This window comes from Pantoea sp. MBD-2R (assembly GCF_039134845.1).
Lineage (GTDB): Bacteria > Pseudomonadota > Gammaproteobacteria > Enterobacterales > Enterobacteriaceae > Erwinia.
Map to the genome: position 1 here is coordinate 2,031,201 of NZ_CP152417.1, position 18,727 is coordinate 2,049,927.

Annotated in this window: 16 protein-coding genes; 11 read left to right on the forward strand and 5 right to left on the reverse strand. The window is 54.6% G+C overall.

From position 1 onward, the window contains the following. The first annotated feature begins 131 nt into the window (after window positions 1–131). Window positions 132–1,175, forward strand: coding sequence for an AbrB family transcriptional regulator (locus tag AAGQ96_RS09520; RefSeq protein WP_147197491.1), 1,044 nt, complete (start codon window positions 132–134; stop codon window positions 1,173–1,175). Between the two features lie 54 nt (window positions 1,176–1,229). Here AAGQ96_RS09520 and AAGQ96_RS09525 read toward each other — a convergent pair whose 3' ends face one another. Then, complete coding sequence (locus AAGQ96_RS09525; protein WP_342755357.1) at window positions 1,230–3,269, reverse strand: choline transporter; 2,040 nt, start codon at window positions 3,267–3,269, stop codon at window positions 1,230–1,232. Between the two features lie 428 nt (window positions 3,270–3,697). Here AAGQ96_RS09525 and msrA point away from each other — a divergent pair, with 428 nt between their 5' ends. Continuing rightward, window positions 3,698–4,228, forward strand: coding sequence for a peptide-methionine (S)-S-oxide reductase MsrA (msrA, locus tag AAGQ96_RS09530; RefSeq protein ID WP_147197495.1), 531 nt, complete (start codon window positions 3,698–3,700; stop codon window positions 4,226–4,228). A 42-nt stretch (window positions 4,229–4,270) separates the two neighbouring features. Here the strand turns inward: msrA and AAGQ96_RS09535 are convergent, their stop codons facing one another. Beyond that, the gene (locus AAGQ96_RS09535; RefSeq protein WP_342755542.1) at window positions 4,271–5,497 is read right to left on the reverse strand and encodes an MFS transporter; all 1,227 of its coding nucleotides are present in this window, start codon (window positions 5,495–5,497) and stop codon (window positions 4,271–4,273) included. Window positions 5,498–5,653: 156 nt separating this feature from the next. On the opposite strand from AAGQ96_RS09535, the gene AAGQ96_RS09540 reads away from it, so the two are divergent. The 4 genes from AAGQ96_RS09540 (at window position 5,654) to AAGQ96_RS09555 (ending at window position 10,348) form a co-directional block, all read left to right on the forward strand. Then, window positions 5,654–6,571: a LysR family transcriptional regulator gene (locus AAGQ96_RS09540; RefSeq protein ID WP_342755358.1), complete on the forward strand. Its 918-nt coding sequence runs from the start codon at window positions 5,654–5,656 to the stop codon at window positions 6,569–6,571. A 110-nt stretch (window positions 6,572–6,681) separates the two neighbouring features. Then, window positions 6,682–7,899, forward strand: a complete 1,218-nt coding sequence (locus AAGQ96_RS09545) for an ROK family transcriptional regulator (RefSeq protein WP_147197499.1) — start codon at window positions 6,682–6,684, stop codon at window positions 7,897–7,899. Window positions 7,900–8,018: 119 nt separating this feature from the next. Continuing rightward, window positions 8,019–8,687 carry a dethiobiotin synthase gene (bioD, locus tag AAGQ96_RS09550; RefSeq protein ID WP_342755359.1) on the forward strand — a complete coding sequence of 223 codons (669 nt, stop codon included), beginning with the start codon at window positions 8,019–8,021 and terminating at the stop codon, window positions 8,685–8,687. 206 nt (window positions 8,688–8,893) lie between these two features. Next, window positions 8,894–10,348, forward strand: a complete 1,455-nt coding sequence (locus AAGQ96_RS09555) for an MDR family MFS transporter (protein WP_342755360.1) — start codon at window positions 8,894–8,896, stop codon at window positions 10,346–10,348. A gap of 35 nt (window positions 10,349–10,383) precedes the next feature. On the opposite strand, the gene AAGQ96_RS09560 is transcribed toward AAGQ96_RS09555, so the two are convergent. Both AAGQ96_RS09560 and AAGQ96_RS09565 read right to left on the reverse strand, forming a co-directional pair. Next, on the reverse strand, window positions 10,384–10,677 hold the full coding sequence (locus tag AAGQ96_RS09560) for a DUF1161 domain-containing protein (protein ID WP_174822383.1): 294 nt from the start codon (window positions 10,675–10,677) through the stop codon (window positions 10,384–10,386). Between the two features lie 51 nt (window positions 10,678–10,728). Further along, window positions 10,729–11,082: a DUF1283 family protein gene (locus AAGQ96_RS09565; protein ID WP_147197506.1), complete on the reverse strand. Its 354-nt coding sequence runs from the start codon at window positions 11,080–11,082 to the stop codon at window positions 10,729–10,731. A gap of 131 nt (window positions 11,083–11,213) precedes the next feature. Between AAGQ96_RS09565 and AAGQ96_RS09570 the strand changes: the two genes are divergently transcribed. Further along, window positions 11,214–11,543: a YnfA family protein gene (locus tag AAGQ96_RS09570; protein WP_342755361.1), complete on the forward strand. Its 330-nt coding sequence runs from the start codon at window positions 11,214–11,216 to the stop codon at window positions 11,541–11,543. A gap of 121 nt (window positions 11,544–11,664) precedes the next feature. Here the strand turns inward: AAGQ96_RS09570 and ydfG are convergent, their stop codons facing one another. Beyond that, entirely contained in the window at window positions 11,665–12,411 is a 747-nt protein-coding gene (gene ydfG / locus AAGQ96_RS09575) for a bifunctional NADP-dependent 3-hydroxy acid dehydrogenase/3-hydroxypropionate dehydrogenase YdfG (RefSeq protein ID WP_147197510.1), read from the reverse strand. Between the two features lie 400 nt (window positions 12,412–12,811). Here ydfG and guaD point away from each other — a divergent pair, with 400 nt between their 5' ends. From guaD to xdhC, 4 genes are read left to right on the forward strand one after another with little or no spacing between them, the layout of a single operon-like run. After that, window positions 12,812–14,143 carry a guanine deaminase gene (guaD, locus tag AAGQ96_RS09580; RefSeq protein ID WP_342755362.1) on the forward strand — a complete coding sequence of 444 codons (1,332 nt, stop codon included), beginning with the start codon at window positions 12,812–12,814 and terminating at the stop codon, window positions 14,141–14,143. Next, window positions 14,140–15,585 (forward strand): xanthine dehydrogenase small subunit, encoded by a 1,446-nt coding sequence (gene xdhA / locus AAGQ96_RS09585; protein ID WP_342755363.1) that lies wholly within the window; start codon window positions 14,140–14,142, stop codon window positions 15,583–15,585. Before guaD ends, xdhA begins: the two co-directional genes overlap by 4 nt. Then, window positions 15,575–17,941: a xanthine dehydrogenase molybdopterin binding subunit gene (xdhB, locus tag AAGQ96_RS09590; RefSeq protein ID WP_342755364.1), complete on the forward strand. Its 2,367-nt coding sequence runs from the start codon at window positions 15,575–15,577 to the stop codon at window positions 17,939–17,941. The genes xdhA and xdhB overlap by 11 nt, the downstream gene beginning before the upstream one ends. Next, a complete protein-coding gene (xdhC, locus tag AAGQ96_RS09595; protein WP_342755365.1) occupies window positions 17,931–18,710 on the forward strand; it encodes a xanthine dehydrogenase accessory protein XdhC in 780 nt (259 codons plus the stop codon). The genes xdhB and xdhC overlap by 11 nt, the downstream gene beginning before the upstream one ends. The last annotated feature ends 17 nt before the right edge of the window (window positions 18,711–18,727 follow it).

The window sequence follows — 18,727 nt, forward strand, 5'->3', positions numbered from 1 at the left end:
AAGCTAAAAAGTCAGGCAGGGCAGCGAGTTAAACAAGAGGTTATCTGGTGATTTAGCGAAGCCTGTGCCAGGCTGCCTTTATTCAATACGACCGTCTCCACCCTTTATGCCGTAATTGGCGGGAGATAAGCATGAAAACAGCAGTACGCTGGCTATGGTTAATCTTTTACTCTCTTCTGTTCGTTCTGGCCCTTGAGCAATTGCACCTTCCCGCCGCATTGCTGCTTGGGCCAATGGCAATTGCTATTGTCTTTGCTGCGTGGGATAAGCCGCTAATTGTTTATCGTCCTGTTATTTACCTCGCTCAGGGTGTTGTCGGATGCATGATCGCCCGGGCAATACCTGCCTCACTCTTTCCTGAAATAGTAAATAACTGGCTGCTATTCGCACTTACCCTGTTTTCGGTCATTATCGCCAGCGCCGTGCTGGGCTGGCTGTTAACACGCTGGCAGGTATTGCCTGGCTCAACGGCGATTTGGGGTTCTTCGCCTGGGGCGGCTACCGCAATGACAATCATGGCCGAAAGTTATGGCGCAGATGTACGGCTGGTCGCCTTTATGCAATATCTTCGCGTAGTGATTGTCGCGCTTGCTGCCACGTTAGTAGCCCGTATCTGGGCACCACCGATGGGTTCGCACGCTGCTTCAGGATTAGATATTATCCAGCCGGTTGCCTGGACAGCTTTCGGGCAAACTTCAGCGCTTATTTTGTGCTGCGTGGTCATCAGCCGTTATTTGCGTATCCCCGCGGGGGCATTATTACTCTCTCTGGCGGCTGGGATAACGGCTCAGGAAATGCAGCTAGTTGAGCTGGAATTGCCGCCAGCATTGTTAATGGTCGCTTATGCAATAATTGGCTGGAGTATTGGTCTGCGTTTTAACCGCGCCATATTGCTCTATGCGGCAAAAGCGCTACCCCGACTTTTGTTATCGATATTAAGCCTGGTGGCTATCTGTGGCGGATTCGCTTTTTTACTGGTTCACTTTGCAGGTATTGATCCCTTGACGGCATATCTGGCGACCAGTCCGGGCGGTGCCGACTCGGTAGCGATTATCGCCTCGTCCAGCCAGGTCGATATGTCATTTGTGATGGCGATGCAAACCGGACGCTTTATTATTGTCCTGTTTACCGGCCCGGCGCTGGCAAAGTGGGTAAGTAACAGGCGTTCTGCATAGGGTGATAAAAGTAAAAAGGCCAGGCTGTTTAGCCTGGCCAGAATCACTGTTTTATCAAACTTCAGGGAAGGGCATGGAATTGCCCGGCGCTTCACGGTGAATATGCAGGAAGGTTAAATGACGTTCGTACTGATCGAGAATGTCATTAATAATCTGCTCTTTGGTGTAGTCCATCAGATCGTTGCCCTGTGTTCCTTCCAGCAGGAAGGTTTCAAGGCGGAAATAGTCGGACTTACCGCTACGTGCACGGTAGGTAAATGCCGGAACGGAATAGCGCTGTGGCCAAATCTGATACAGGAAGCTCTGCTCATCACCCAGATTTACCAACATCTCCAGATGGTTCAGACGCTCGTCTTCCAGCGGTGGAAGCTCACTGACCTGCACTTTCGCACCGCGTCGCTCCAGCTCCATGGCGACCTCTTCCATTGCCGGACGACAGACATTATCCAGCATTTTCCGGGTATGCGTGCTGCCAGGGTAGTTCATCACGCGGGAAATACGCTGCTTCCAGTTCAGGCGATCTTCACGTGAAACCGGCACCGGCGGCGTACTGACTGTAGAACTTGCCCGACGGTGGTCTTCTACGCGCAGGGATTTATACAGGCCCGCCATCACAAAGAAAATCACAAAGCTGAAGGGCAGGCCCATAATCACCGTGGTTTTCTGAAGTGCCGTTACGCCGTTAACCATCAGCATGCCCAACGTCAGTAAACCGATAGCCAGTGACCAGAAGATACGCAGCCAGTTTGGCGCATCGTTATTAATGTCGCTCAGACGCGAGGTAAAGTTACCCAGCACCAGCGAGCCGGAATCCGCTGAGGTAACATAGAACAGCAGGCCGGTAATGGTGGCCACCGAAGCGCTGAAGGTAAACGCCGGATATTGCGCCAGCAGGCTGTAGAAACCGCGCTCAGGGTGGGCAAGCGTTTCCTGAGCCAGCGCCAGATTGCCGTGAATAATTTCGTTCAGCGCGCTGTTGCCGAAAATCGACAGCCACAGCAGGGTAAAGATAAACGGAATAGTCAGCGTGCCCACAACGAACTGACGAATGGTACGGCCACGGGAGATACGTGCCAGGAACAACCCGACAAACGGCGACCAGGCAACCCACCATGCCCAGAAGAACAGCGTCCAGTTGTTCATCCATTCCGTTGGGCGGTCGAAAGCAAAACTGTTCAGCGTCATGCCAACAAAACGATTGATATAGTCACCAACGTTCAGCACCAGCGCATTCAGCAGGAAGCTGGTATCGCCCATAAACAGCACGAACAGGATCAGGCCCAGCGCCAGCAGGACGTTTAGCTCAGACAGGATGCGAATGCCTTTATTGACGCCGGACGTCACCGAAATCGTCGCCATCACCACCGACAGCGCAATCAGCGCAGCCTGCGCGGTGATCCCTTCAGGCACGTCAAACAGAACCTTAAGGCCGTAGTTCAGCTGAACCACGCCAATCCCCAGCGTGGTGGCAATACCAAAGATAGTCCCCACCACCGCGGCGATATCCACCGAGTGACCGATCCAGCCGTTAATGCGTTTACCAAAAATAGGGTAAAGCGCCGAGCGGATGGTCAGCGGAAGGCCGTAACGGTAGCTGAAGTAGCCGAGCGCAATGCCCATCAACGCGTACATGGCCCAGCCGGTAACACCGTAGTGGAACAGCGTCCAGACCATCGCCTGACGGGCCGCTTCCATGGTTTGTCCCTGACCTTCGGGTGGCATCATATATTGCGTAACGGGTTCAGCTACCGAGAAGAACATCAGATCGATACCGATACCCGCAGCGAACAGCATCGCTGCCCAGCTCATCATGCTGAATTCTGGTTTTGATTGCTCCGGCCCAAGCTTAATGGAGCCAAAGCGTGAGGCGGCAATTAAAATGACGAACACCAGATAGACGGTGGCGGCAAGCAGGTAATACCAGCCGAAGGTGTTAGAGACCCATTCAAGGGTATTGTTGATCCACCGGTCAGAAAGCGAGGTGTAAAAAATTGTGGTCAGGGTAAATATCAGGATCAGCGCTGCTGAAGTATAAAAGACCACGGGATTAATGCGGTCTTGTTGTTCTTTCCTGGGTATTTCAGTCGTCGGCATAGATTCTCCGAAAAAATGCTCAAGAATAAACCCGTTTCACAAAGCGTGCCTTAGCGCATACTGGGTTGTGTCCGCCGTATATCCGCTAACTACACTGAGGAATGGTTCGGGTTGAGTGGGTTATCTTATTGATTTACGTTAAATGACTCGGTAATTTGTTGACCTCCTGAGCGATTTTGTTAAAAAAGATGCAATCACTATAGGTTTTATTGATTGAGCATTCAATTAAAAATAATTTCAGTATTTTTCAGGCTTTCAACAGGCCTTATCAATGTAGGGTTTTAGGACAAGTCATTTTCAGATTAAAGACGTCAGAAAAAAACGAGCCGCCCTGACGAATGGCGTTAAGCCCGCATTTATGCTGCAATGAACAGTGTTGAGGCGATCGTGCTGAACGTGAGTCGGTGGCACAGAGTTAACCAGGAGTTATTATGACTGAATATGCAATTATCGCTGGCGGCTGTTTCTGGTGTACAGAAGCAGTCTTTAAACAGATTAACGGTGTGGAATCGGTAGAAAGTGGCTATATCGGGGGCCATGTAGCCAACCCGACCTATCGCCAGGTTTGTACCGGCGAAACGGGCCACGCGGAAGCCATTCGCTTAGGTTTCGATCCGGAAAAAATCAGCTACGGTGATTTGCTGGATATCAGCTTCGCCACGCACGATCCTACCCAGCTAAACCGTCAGGGTAACGATATCGGCACTCAGTATCGCTCGGCGATTTTCCCAGCCAATGAAGCTCAGGCGGTGGAAGCGAAAGCGGCGATTGCCCGTGCGCAGGTTGACCATGACGAACCGGTCGTCACCACCATTGAAAGCGATGCACAGTGGTATCCTGCTGAAGATTATCACCAGAACTACTGGGAAGGCGAAGGGCAGGAAAACCGCTATTGCCTGGCGGTCATCCCGCCAAAACTACAAAAACTGCATAAGCGTTTCGCTGACCGCACCAAATAAGTCAGACAGGATGGGCGCGTGGCCCATCCTGTCTTCATCGCGTTAAAGCTGTCGGCTGCGTAAACGCAGGCCAACCAGCAGCGCTACTACCAGCAGCAGAGCAATAAATACGGCAATTCCCTGCCAGCCAAATTTGTGCCAAAACACGCCCCCCAGCGTTCCCGCCAGGCTTGAACCTAAATAATAACTGAACAGATAAAGTGACGATGCCTGACCTTTGGCACGCCGTGCGCGAGGGCCAATCCAGCCGCTGGCGACGGAATGCGCCGCGAAGAAGCCTGCGGTAAACAGCATCATTCCCGGAAAAATAAACCACAGAGAATTCACCAGCGTAATCAGCACCCCAGCCAGCATAATCCCGGTCGAGAACAGCAGCACGCTGGCGCGGCCATATTTTGCCGTCATCGCACCCGCTTTAGGCGAACTCCAGGAGCCGGTAAGATAAACCACCGACAGCAGGCCAACAACGGCCTGGCTCAACGACCAGGGCGGCGACAGCAGCCGGTAGCCAATGTAATTAAACAGGGTGACGAAAGCGCCCATCAGCAAAAAGCCTTCAGCAAACAGCAACGGCAAACCGCTGTCACGCCAGTGCAGGCGAAAGTTGATCATCAAACTGCGAGGCTTCAGGGAGGCCGGGCGAAAATGGCGCGAAGGCGGTAAAATTTTCCAAAACATCAGCGCGGAAGCCAGCGCAAAACAGCCGATCGCCGCTATCGCCACGCGCCAGTTGGCAATATCGGTGATGACTCCGCTTAACAACCTGCCGCTCATGCCGCCAATGGAATTACCGCTGATATACAGCCCCATTGAAAAAGCGATCACGCTGGGATGAATTTCTTCGCTCAGATAGGTCATCCCCACGGCCGCCACGCCGCTGAGCGACAGCCCAATCAGCGCCCGCATAATTAAAATGCCATGCCAGCTGGTCATGGTAGCTGAAAGCAGGGTACAAACTGCGGCCAGCAACAGCGCGGTCACCATTACCGGCTTGCGTCCAATGGCATCCGAAAGCGGCCCGGTAATCAGCAAGCCCAGCGCCAGCAGACCGGTAGAAATAGAGAGTGACAGGCTGCTGGTCGCCGGAGAAACGCCAAACTCCTGGGTTAAAACCGGCAAAATGGGCTGCACGCAATACAACAAGGCAAAGGTAGCCAGTCCGGCGGAAAAAAGCGCCAGGGTGACACGCATAAATTCTGGCGTGCCACGTTTAATAAACAGCGGGGGCGTGGCGCTGTCTGTAGCGCGAGGGCGAGTAGAAGGTTGAATGGCGGAGCGTCGTTCAGCACCGTTGTCGGCCACGATGCTGCGAGATGAGTGGTTCACTGCGATCCCTTAAAAAGAAGAAAAATTATACTGTTAACTGTAAGCCCGGCTTAATATGATGTCTAATCTATTAATAATCTCGAATGATACGTTTAAAATATGAATATTGAGCTTCGTCATCTGCGCTACTTCATTGCCGTGGCGGAAGAGCTGCATTTTGGTCGCGCTGCCCAGCGCCTGAACATCTCGCAGCCGCCGCTCAGCCAGCAAATTCAGCAGCTGGAACAGCAAATTGGTGCCAGGCTGTTGGCCCGCACCAACCGCAGCGTGCAGCTCACCGCGGCGGGCGAGCAGTTTCTTAGCGATGCCCGCCAGATTATGCAAAACGTGACCAACGCGGCGGATAAAGCCGCGCGGCTCCATCGCGGTGAGGAAGGTGAACTGCGGATTGGTTTCACCTCTTCCGCGCCGTTTATCACCTCCGTTTCTGATGCGCTGTATACCTTTCGCCAGCGCTACCCCGGCGTGCATATTCAAATGCAGGAAATCAATACCCGACAGCAGCTGGCGCCGCTCAATGACGGCAGGCTGGATCTGGGCGTGATGCGTAACACGCCGTTGCCAGAGACGCTATCGCACCAGCTGATGCTGCGCGAGCCCCTTTGCGCGGTGGTTCATCGGGCGCACAGGCTGGCGAATCGGGCCACGCTTTCCATAACCGAGCTGGTGGGCGAACCGTTCGTCTTTTTCGATCCTCAGGTGGGAACCGCTTTATATGCCGAAACCTTAACGCTACTGGAGCGTTACAGCGTTTCGCCTAACATTGCTCAGGAAGTCGGCGAAGCGATGACTATTCTCGGGCTGGTCGCGACCGGACTGGGCGTTTCAATTCTTCCTGCTTCGTTTCGGCGGGTGCGCCTGGAAGATGTCAGCTGGATTACGCTGAGCGAGCCAGACGCGTTATCCGAGGTCTGGCTGGTCTGGTCAAAACGGCGTGAAATGAGCGCGGCAACCCGGCAAATGATCCGGCTGCTGTTAAATAATCAGCAGAATGAATTTTCAAGCCGCATAACCTGAATATGTGCTCTGAATCACACTATAAATCAAACCGTTGACGTGCTGCCGGAACTGTTTCACCATGGGCCAGTGATTTATTTTGAGGCGCGAAAATAAGCGGGAGGAGGCGGGTGATAGCGGACAGTCAGCCTGGGCACATTGACCAGATCAAACAGACCAATGCAGGCGCGGTATACCGGCTGATCGATCGGTTTGGCCCCATTTCGCGCATTGAATTAGCCAAAAAGGCCCAGCTGGCCCCGGCAAGCATTACTAAAATCGTGCGTGAGATGCTGGAAGCGCATCTGGTGCAGGAAACGGAGTTTCAGGAAATCGGCAGTCGTGGACGCCCCGCTGTCGGCATAATTCTGGACACGGTGGCCTGGCATTACCTTTCTGCCCGCATTGGCAATGGCGATATCACGCTGGCGCTGCGAGATTTAAGCAGCCAGCTTATTGTTGAGGAAAATCTGCCGCTGCCGGTGGACGATCCGCTGCCTTTAATCACGCGCATTATTAATGAAATCGACCGCTTTTTTATCCGTCACCAGCGCAAGCTGGAACGCCTCACCGCGATTGCCATTACGCTTCCCGGTATATTGGATGCCAGACAGGGCATCGTGCACCGCATGCCTTTTTATCCGGTGAGGGATATGCCGCTCGGCAGCGAGCTCGAAAAGCATATTGGCGTGCCGGTTTATATCCAGCACGATATCTGCGCGTGGACGATGGCAGAAGCGTTATATGGCGCTTCTCGCGAAGTCAGTAACGTTATTCAGGTCGTGATCGATCACAATGTTGGCGCGGGCGTCATTGCTGATGGCCGGTTATTACACAGCGGCAGCAGTACGCTGGTGGAAATTGGACACACGCAGGTCGAGCCCTGGGGCAAACAGTGCTACTGCGGCAATCATGGCTGCCTGGAAACGGTAGCCAGCATTGAAAGCGTGCTGGAGCTAACCGCACAGCGCATGCAGTCTTCGCCGGAATGCACGCTGCACCAACAACCGCTGACCATCGAATCGCTGTGTGATGCGGCCCTGGCTGGCGATCCGCTGGCTAAAGATATCATTACCGGCGTGGGGCATAGCGTGGGGCGCATCCTGGCCATTATGGTCAACCTGTTTAATCCGGAAAAAATCCTGATTGGCTCGCCGCTGAACCGCGCGCAGGAAATCCTTCACTCTGCTATTACCGACTGCGTTCGCCGACAGTCGCTTCCCGCGTACAGCCAGCGCACCCGGGTTGAGCCGACGCATTTTCATAATCAGGGCACCATGCCTGGCGCAGCCCTGGTCAAGGATGCGCTTTATAACGGCACGCTGCTGGTCAAACTGTTGCAGGGTTAATCCTCTTTATCAAAAAAAATTGCGCTAACGCAAATTCAACGCTCGCTCGCTGACCTAAGATGATCCGTCTTAAATGTTAACAGTTGTTAATAAATAATCGTCAGGAGCGGACTCTCTACATGACCAGGTTAAAGCGAATATTCGTTACCGGTACCGATACCGAGGTGGGAAAAACAGTTGTTACCCGCGCGCTCTTGCAAAAGCTTGCAGAAGGCGGCAAGAGAGTGGCTGGCTACAAACCGATAGCAAAAGGGAGCCAGCAAACCGAGCAGGGGCCACGGAATAAAGATGCGCTGATTTTGCAGGCATCCTCTTCTGTTATTTTGCCCTATGAATCGGTTAATCCATTAACCTTACTGGATGATGAAATCAGTACCAGCCGTGACATGGTGGTTGATTATGCCAGGCTAAGCGAGGGGTTGCAGTCGTTAAGCGTGCAGGCGGACCACGTTGTGGTGGAGGGAACGGGCGGCTGGCTTAGCTTAATGAACGATCTGCGCCCGCTTTCTGAATGGGCCGTTGAGGAGCGCCTGCCGGTGATTATGGTTGTGGGGATCAAACTGGGCTGCATCAGCCACGCGTTGCTTACCGCCCAGGCGGTGATTAATGACGGGTTGCCTCTGCTGGGCTGGGTGGCAAACCGCATCAACCCGGGGTTGGCGCACTATGCAGAAATTATCGAAGTCTTAAGCAGCAAGATCCCGGCGCCTCTGCTGGGCGAGCTGCCTTATTTACCGAAACCTGAACGGCGGGAGCTGGCAGGCTATCTCGATTTAAGTCAGGTTTAATGGCGGTCACAGCGGTGCGCTCGCGCCGCTGCACAAACCTTTTCGGCCTTTCTCAGATCTGTTCCGCACGCGCTCCCCGTTCATTCGCTATTTTCCTCAGCGTTAAAGTCCCTTTCTCGCCATAATCTTTGCTGCCGATCGCACAATTCGGAAACACTGCAAGCCAATCCAGGCCAGACTAAAAGCACTATGAAAAAAGGATGCTTATGTCAGAAACAGCTCAAACACAGGTCGCGCACCGTCACTGGATATTGATTGCCGCGATGCTGGCGATGTTTATGGCCGCCATTGAGGTCACCATTGTCGCGACGGCGATGCCAACTATCATTGCGGAACTGGGCGGCTTTTCCCAATTTGGCTGGGTTTTTTCCATCTATTTACTGACGCAGGCCGTTAGCGTCCCCATTTATGGTCGGCTGGCCGATCTCTGGGGCCGGAAACGGGTATTCTTTTTTGGCACCTCGCTGTTTTTGGCCGGTTCGGTACTGTGTGGATTTTCCACCAATATGGGCTGGCTGATCCTGTTTCGGGCACTCCAGGGATTGGGCGCGGGTGCCATTATGCCGTTAACGGCAACCATCATCGCCGATGTCTATGCACCGAAAGAGCGGGCGGGGATCCAGGGCTGGCTCTCCAGCGTCTGGGGCGTTTCGGCGATTGTGGGGCCACTGACCGGCGCCTGGCTTGTACAGCATTTTAACTGGGCGCTGATCTTTTGGGTTAACGTGCCCATTGGTATAGTTTCTATGCTGATGCTGGCACGCTGGTTTCCTGAGCCAGACAGCCATAAAAAACAAAAGCTCAATCTGGCAGGCAGCGGCTGGCTGATGCTCTCCGTAACTGCGCTTCTGACGGCTCTGCTTCAGGCTGAAATGCTGGGCTACTGGGTGCTTGCGCTGCTTGCTGTGGCGGCCATCGCCGGTTATGCGCTGGTCAGACATGAAAAGCGTTCTGGCGAACCGCTGTTTCCGCTGGCGCTGTGGCGAAGCCGTACCATTGTTGCCGGTAATGCAGGAAACCTGATTATCGGCGCAGCGATGATGGGCATCAGCGCATTTTTGCCTGGCTGGATCCAGGGCGTGAATGGCGGTACGCCGCTCCAGGCGGGAAGCGCGCTGGCGATGATGTCAATCGGCTGGCCGCTGGCGAGCACGCTTAGCGGTAAACTGATGCTGCGGACTTCTTACCGTTTTACCGCGCAGCTTGGCTCGCTGTTGCTGATCCTCGGCACCGCAATGCTGCTGACGCTGCACAGCAACAGCTCGCTGGTGCATGCGGGGCTGTCTGCCTTTGTCATCGGTACCGGCATGGGCATGACCAGCACCACCTTCCTGATCGCCGTGCAAAACAGCGCGGAATATTCCATTCGGGGGATTTGTACAGCATCGATCATGTTCAGCCGCATGCTGGGTTCCGCGTTGGGCACCGCCGTGATGGGGGCGGTACTTAATTACAATCTAATGCGGCGGCTCCCGGAGTTTAAGGATCCTGTGCAGCAGATTATCTCTACCAGCCAGCGAGAGGCGTTACCGCACGCCAGCCTGCAACATATTATCGAGCAGACGGCTTCTTCACTGCACTGGGTTTTTGCGGTGTCGGTGGTGATTGCGTCAGGAAGTATGCTGGTGGCCAGAGCGATTCCGTCAGGCAGGCCAGAATAGAAAAGGGCTGCAATCGCAGCCCTTGAAGAGAAAACTTACGACGAAGGTGCGTCCTGAGAGGTGCCGGTATTTGCCGGAACCGGGGCGTCACCTTCGGCGCCACGCTTATAAACGATTTTCTGGCTATCGTTTTCGCAGTGTCCAACAACCTGACCGCCAGCCTGTTCGGCCTGATCGTTGGGAACGATTTCCAGCGTAAAACCGTTTGCCGGGACGCCGTTATTAATAATTTTCTGGTTAATGTCCGCTTTTACCGTTTCGCAAGATGCCTGCACCGCCAGCGGAGTGGCGATAATCAGCGCGGTTAATATCCACTTCTTACCTTTCATCATCCTGTCCTTTTGCGTGAATTCAGCGGTAACTATAGCAGCAATATTTCATCAGGGCGTGACGGGGCGTCCGGTACGGCGATCGAGACAGCGCAGGGTATTGGCTTCCCAATAAGCGTTAACGTTCAGACTCTGATCGCAGGCGTCACGCGTATCAATGGCACGGTCGTCTTTATCGAAATCTTTTTCGGCACGCAGATTCTGTTTGCTGCGCAACCGGTGGGTTTCGTCCCACTGCTGTTTTTGCTGACGCGCCTGCTCGTTGGTCAGTGCGCTACTGCCGTCCTGAATAATCAGCGTATCCGTTTTGGCCTGCGCCTGTTGCAGGCTAAACAGCGTGGCGAACAGTACCAGCGGCAAAGCGGCTTTGCTCAGCGTTTTTAACCAGACTTTACTCGTTTTCATCTTCGGTTCCTTTTCACTTCCAACGGACAGCCGACCCGAGCGGCTGCGACGATCGCTTGCAATAGTATATCATCAGCGCTGGCAGGCTAACCACTCAGCCCGCCCGGTCGTTGACGTTTCAGAGAGGAAGTATGTTAATAAAAACCACACTGCTGTTTTTTCTTACCGCGCTGGCCGAAATTATTGGCTGTTTTTTGCCCTGGCTGTGGCTGAGAAAAAACGCGTCTGTTCTGGTGCTGATACCTGCCGCCGCCAGTCTCGCGCTGTTTGTCTGGCTGCTGACTTTGCATCCCGCTGCCAGCGGTCGCGTTTATGCCGCTTACGGCGGCGTTTATGTCGTTACCGCTTTGTTATGGCTGCGCTTTGTCGACGGCGTCCGGCTAAGTTACTACGACTGGACGGGCGCAGCAGTGGCATTTTGTGGCATGTTGATTATCGTGGCAGGGTGGGGAAAAGCGTAGCCGGCTGCAAAATCGTATTCCGGCTAAGGCAGGCCCAGATGGCTGATAAACCTGAGCCTGCACTCTCAACAATTTGTACTGTTTTGCCGCCGGATCTGGCAGGCGGCGGCACAGCGCCTTATCAGGATTTATGCACTTTAAGGCCCGCCAGCGTTTGGCCAACCGGCATCATTTCCAGCGTATTAATATTGACGTGTTTCGGCAGCGTAGCGACCCAGTAAACCGCTTCGGTAACGTCTTCTGCGGTCAGCGGTTCTGCGCCGTCATACACGCTGTCCGCTTTCGCATCGTCACCTTTAAAGCGAACGTTAGAAAACTCGGTGCCGCCCACCAGGCCCGGCTCGATATCGGTAACGCGCAGCGCCGTGCCGTGTAAGTCAGTGCGCAAGTTCAGGCTGAACTGACGGACAAACGCCTTAGTCGCGCCATAAACATTACCGCCTGCGTAAGGCCAGCTGCCGGCAATCGAACCCAGGTTAATAATATGACCAATATTGCGTTCCACCATCGCGGGCAGCACGGCGCGGGTCATATAGACCAGGCCTTTATTATTGGTATCGATCATCGCTTCCCAGTCATCCAGGTTTGCTTTGTGCGCCGGTTCAATACCCAGCGCCAGGCCGGCGTTATTAACCAGCACATCGATGTTACGCCACCCGGCGGGCAGACTGGCCAGCGCTTCTTCAATGCCTGCGCGATTACGCACGTCCAGTTGCAGGGTATATAGCGCGTCGCCCAGCTCCTCTTTCAGGCTCTGCAAACGTTCCTGGCGACGGCCGGTGGCAATAACCTTGTGTCCCTCAGCGATAAAGCGGCGGGTGATACTCTCTCCGAAGCCAGCGGTAGCGCCAGTTACAAATACAATCATCTCACTGTTCCTCAACACATTTTGGGTTTTAATCACCATACCATTTCCATCATGAACTGATAAGAACGGATTGGTTATGATTAATAAGAAAAAATGCACGATGCTGGTGCGTTTCAAAATACCATTGCGATGTTATGGTGCGCCTGAAAGCGCCTTGTTAGGGTTTATTCGCTCCTGTAATCCCTTCAAACGGCATGGCAATCGTTTGCTCGCGCAGGCAACCGTTTGCGCATACGATTGGCCGGTAAGTCGCGCCTTTTTAACCGGGTTCTCTTATAATTAACTGAAAAATAAAGGCTAATTTAAATTTTCCAGCTGGCACGGCATTTGCAATTACCTCTTAAGGTTATCACCTGCGCTAATAAAGCGAGGGCCAGCGGCCCTCCCGGAAGGAATTACTATGTCAGTGTCCATTACTCAGGCTATTCGGGGCAGTTTTTTTGATATTGCCGCCACGGTCAGTCATCCACGGCAGTTGCCGGAGCAGGCCCGCTATATTGAAGACGGTTTATTACTGCTTAATGGCGGCAAAATTATTTCGCTCCAGCGCTGGGAAGAAGGGCAGCATCAGCTAACCGATGCCGTTATAGTGACAGATTATCGCGGCAAGCTGATTGTGCCGGGCTTTGTTGATACGCATATTCACTATCCTCAAACGGAAATGATTGGCGCCTTTGGCGAGCAGTTACTGGAATGGCTCCAACAATATACTTTCCCGACCGAGCGTCAGTATCACTGTCCCGACTATTCGGCAAAAATGTCGGCGTTTTTTCTGCACCAGCTGCTGAGTAACGGTACAACTACTGCTTTGGTGTTTGGTACCGTACATCCTCAGTCGGTAGAGGCGCTGTTCAGCGCGGCGGAAGTACTGGAAATGCGCCTGATCGCCGGGAAGGTCATGATGGATCGGCACGCGCCTGAATATCTGACCGAAACGCCGGAGCAGAGCTATGACCAGACGCGTGAACTGATTGAGCGCTGGCATAAGCGGGGCCGTCTCGGCTATGCGTTAACGCCACGCTTCGCGCCAACCTCATCACCTGCGCTACTGGCAAAAGTGCAACAGCTGAAAACGGAATATCCCGATACCTGGATGCATACGCACCTGAGTGAAAACCCGCAGGAAATCGCCTGGGTAATAGCGCTGTTTCCCGATCACGACGGCTATCTTGACGTTTATCACCAGTATCAGTTAACCGGGCGTCGCAGCGTGTTTGCACATTGTGTGCACCTGGCGGAAGAGGAGTGGGATTGCCTGCATCATACCCATTCCGCCATTGCTTTCTGTCCAACCTCGAATCTGTTTCTCGGCAGCGGGTTGTTTAATCTGCAAACCTGCTGGGATAAAGGCGTGAAAATGGGCATGGGTACCGACGTTGGCGCGGGCACCACCTTTAATATGCTGCAAACGCTGGGGGAAGCCTACAAAGTTGGCCAGCTTCAGCATTACAAACTGGCGGCGTACGAAGCCTTTTATCATGCCACGCTTGGCGGCGCCCGGGCGCTGGATCTGGATGATCACATCGGCAATTTCACTGCCGGTAAAGAGGCCGATTTTGTGGTGCTGGATCCGGCGGTTTCCGCGCTCCAGCAGATGCGTTATGCCAACAGCCGCGATATTTGTGAAAAACTGTTTGTGCTGATGACGCTCGGGGACGACCGCAATATCGCCCACACCTGGGTGAACGGCAAATGTGTCTGGCAGCAGCAAAAAGAGGAGAAAGCCGCATGATCCAGTTTTTACTCAATCAGGCCTTAGTCAGCGAAGCGGCAATCGATCCAAACCTGACCGTGCTGAATTATTTGCGCCAGTACAAGCGTCGCAGCGGGACAAAGGAAGGCTGTGCCTCCGGGGACTGTGGTGCCTGTACCGTCACGCTGGGTCGCGTCGAAAACGGTGAAATGGTGTATGAAACCGCCAACAGCTGCATGACTTTTATCAGTACGCTACAAGGCAAGCAGCTGATTACCGTCGAGGATTTGCAGCAGGCAGGCAAACTCCACCCGGTGCAACAAGCGATGGTGGATTGCCATGCTTCGCAGTGCGGATTTTGCACGCCCGGCTTTGTTATGTCGCTGTTTACGCTGCAAAAAAACAGCACGGGCTGGCAACAGCATCAGGCCGAGCAGGCGCTGGCAGGAAACTTATGCCGCTGCACCGGCTACCGGCCGATTGTCGATGCGGCCCGCAAGGCTTGTCACCACCCCGAGCCGGATAGCTTCCGCCAGCAGGAGGCCGAGACCGTAAAGCGCCTGAGCGCGCTGAAAACCGCTGAAGTGCAGGAAATAGCATGTAACGCGCATCGTTGCCTGTTACCGAAAACGCTGGATCAGCTGGGCGATCTGTTAAGCGAACATCCCGAAGCGAAGCTGCTGGCAGGCGGCACCGATCTGGCGCTTCAGGTAACGCAACACGCTAAAGCGCTGCCGTTGCTGATTGCGCTGGAACAGATTGATGAACTAAAAACCTGTCGGGCAGAGGCCGAAGAATGGGTGATGGGCGCTGGCGTTTCGTTACAGCAGTGCCAGCTGTGGCTGCGCGAGCATATTCCGTCCTTTGCGCGGATCCTTGAACGTTTCGCCTCGCTGCAAATCCGCAATCAGGGAACGCTTGGCGGCAATATTGCTAACGGCTCGCCGATTGGTGACACGCCACCGATGCTGCTGGCGCTTAACGCCTCGCTGGAATTGCAAAAGGGTGGCAGAGTGCGCCGCCTGCCGCTGGCAGACTTTTTCCTCGGCTACCGACAAACTGCGCTACAACCCGGCGAATTTATTCGTGCCGTTATCATTCAAAAAGTGACGGCGTCACAAAATTTCCGCGCGTGGAAGGTTTCTAAACGGCTTGAAGATGATATCTCTGCGGTTTTCGCTGCTTTTGCACTGGAAATCGACAGCGACAACCGTGTAACGCAGGCGCGTATTGCCTTCGGCGGCATGGCCGACATACCGAAAAGGGCGTTGCACTGCGAACAACAGCTGTTGGGAAAACCCCTGACGCTGCAATCTGTCGAACAGGCATGCCGCGCGCTGGAACAGGATTTTACGCCGCTGAGCGATTTTCGCGCCAGCGCCCGCTACCGCTTACAGGTGGCTAAAAACCTGCTGCGTCGTTATCACGCGTCGTTTTCTGACGAGCTGCAACTGGTGGAGGTTTCCCGCTATGTCTCATAATCGTCCGGAAGTAGCTGAAGAAGTGATTGCCAGACAATACCGGGAAGGCATCCAGAGCGGCGTCGGCAAAAGCAACAAGCATGAAAGTGCGGCAAAACACGTCTCGGGTGAAGCTGTCTTTATTGACGACAAGCTGGAGTTGCCTGGCATGCTGCACCTCTCTCCCAGGCTGAGCGAGCATGCCCACGCTCGTATCCGCCATATTGATACCGCGCCTTGCTATGCCATTCCGGGTGTCGTTAGCGTTTTGAGCTGGCAAAACGTGCCGGGCGAGCTGGATATCGGCCCGCTGGAACCTGGCGATCCCCTCCTGGCGAAGGATGTGGTGGAGTATGCCGGCCAGATTGTGCTGGTCGTTGCCGCTGAAACGCCACACGCGGCGAGGCTGGCGGCCGATGCCGCGGTTATCGAATACGATCTGTTGACCCCCGTTCTGGACGTCAGAGAAGCGCTGGAAAAACAGCATTTTGTTCAGCAGCCTCATGTGCATCAGCGCGGTGATGTGCAGGCGGCGCTGTCACGAGCGGCACATCGCTTACAGGGCGAATTTCATATCGGCGGTCAGGAGCATTTCTATCTGGAAACCCAGGTAGCGATGGTGATCCCGGGAGAAGACCAGTCGCTACAGGTTTTCTCCTCTACCCAAAACCCGACCGAAGTGCAAAAGCTGGTGGCTTCGGTGATGGGTATCACTATGAACAAAGTGACCATTGATATGCGCCGGATGGGCGGCGGCTTTGGCGGTAAAGAAACGCAGGCCGCCGGCGTGGCCTGCCTGTGCGCGGTGGCAGCGCGCCTCACCGGTCGCCCGGTAAAAATGCGGCTTGGGCGGCGGGACGATATGCGCATCACCGGCAAGCGGCATCCTTTTTACGTGCGCTACGATGTCGGCGTAGATGAGCAAGGGCGCTTTTGCGGCGTCAAAATCGATTTGGCGGCCAACTGCGGTTATTCGCTGGATCTCTCCGGTTCAATCGTCGATCGGGCCATGTTCCACGCGGATAACGCCTATTATCTCGGGGATGCGCTGATCACCGGCTATCGCTGCCGTACTAACACCGCCTCCAACACCGCCTATCGCGGTTTTGGTGGGCCTCAGGGCATGGTCGCCATTGAACAAATTATGGATCATATCGCCCGCAGGCTGGCGCTGGATCCGCTGGAAGTGCGCAAGCGCAATTACTATGGCAAAGAGACGCGCAATATCACCCATTATCACCAACGGGTTGAAGATAATCTGCTGGATGAAATGACTGAAATGCTTGAAACCAGCAGCGATTATGCGGCACGCCGGCGGGAAATCACCCTGTTTAACCAGAACAGTGCCTGGCTGAAGCGCGGTCTGGCGCTAACGCCGGTAAAATTCGGCATCTCTTTTACCTCCAGCTTTCTTAACCAGGCCGGTGCGCTGATCCTGATCTATACCGACGGCACGGTGCAGCTCAATCACGGCGGCACGGAGATGGGACAGGGGCTGAACACGAAGGTCGCGCAGATTGTCGCGCAGGTGCTGCAAATCGATGTCGATCAAATTCAGATCACCGCAACCGACACCGGCAAAGTGCCAAACACGTCACCCACCGCAGCGTCCAGCGGTGCAGATTTAAACGGTAAGGCGGCGCAAAACGCGGCGGAAATTCTTCGCGACCGGCTGATCGCCATGCTTTGCCAGCTGCACAGCTGTAGGGCAGATGAGGTCAGCTTCAGCAACGGCATTGTCAAAGTGCAGGAAAAACATTTTACCTTCCCCGATGTGGCGCAAATGGCCTGGCTCAATCAGGTGCCGCTTTCAGCCACCGGCTATTACAAAGTGCCCGGCATTCATTACGATCGTGAAGCGGGCCGCGGCACGCCGTTCTACTATTTTGCCTATGGCGCCGCCTGCGTGGAGTCGCTTGTCGATACGCTGACCGGTGAATACCGGCTGCTGCGGGCGGATATCCTGCATGACGTGGGCGCTTCGCTGAATCCGGCTATTGATATTGGTCAGGTGGAAGGCGGCTTTGTGCAGGGCGCTGGCTGGCTAACCTGCGAAGAGCTGGTGTGGAATGCGCAAGGCCGGTTAATGACCGACGGCCCGGCCAGCTATAAGATCCCGGCCATCGGCGATATGCCGCCCGATCTGCGGGTGACGCTGGTGGAAAACCGCAAAAATCCCAAAGACACGGTGTTTCACTCAAAAGCGGTAGGCGAGCCACCCTTTATGTTAGGCATTGCGGCGTGGTGTGCGATTCAGGATGCGGTGGCCAGCGTGGGCAATTATCAGCAACACCCGCTGCTGGACGCGCCAGCCACGCCGGAAAGGGTGTTTTGGGGAATGGAAAAAATGCGGACGGAGGCGGCTCATGAACGTTGATGACTGGATCACCGTACTGGCTTCACTCCGTGAAAAACGCGAGCCCTGTGTGTTGCTCACCGTGCTGGAGGACAAAGGTTCGGTGCCGCGCGATTGCGGCAGCAAAATGATTGTCACCGCCGGGCGAACTTACCTGACTATCGGCGGCGGCCATCTGGAGTTTCAGTGTCTTACTATCGCCCGCGAGATGCTCAACCAGCGTCATCCTCAGCCCAAAAGCGAACATTTCAACCTTGGCGCGCGCCTCGGGCAATGTTGCGGCGGCATGGCTACCGTCCTGTTTGAACCGCTGTTGCAGACGCAGCCGCAGATCGTGGTTTTCGGCGCCGGTCATGTCGGACAGGCGCTGGTCAATTTGCTGGCTACGTTACCCTGTCACGTATACTGGGTCGACGAGCGTCAGGCGCAGTTTACCGACGTGCCAGCGGGCGTGACGGTTTGCTGTCAGGAAGATCCGTGCGATCAGGTCAGGCTGATGCCGCCAGACAGTTACTACGTGGTGATGACGCATCACCATCCGCGCGATCTTGAATTATGCGAAGCCATTCTTAAGCGCGGCGATTATCACTATTTCGGCGTGATAGGCTCACAAACCAAGCGCCAGCGGTTTAGCTATCGCCTTGAGGGGAAAGGGTTCAGTCCGCAGCAGCTGGCAACCATGCGCTGTCCGATTGGTTTGCCGGATGTAAAAGGGAAGCTGCCCGCAGAAATTGCCGTGGCGGTGGCGGGTGAAATCATCGCCAGCTATCAGCAGCAACATCATCTCTGAGAAAGTTGCTGCCTGAG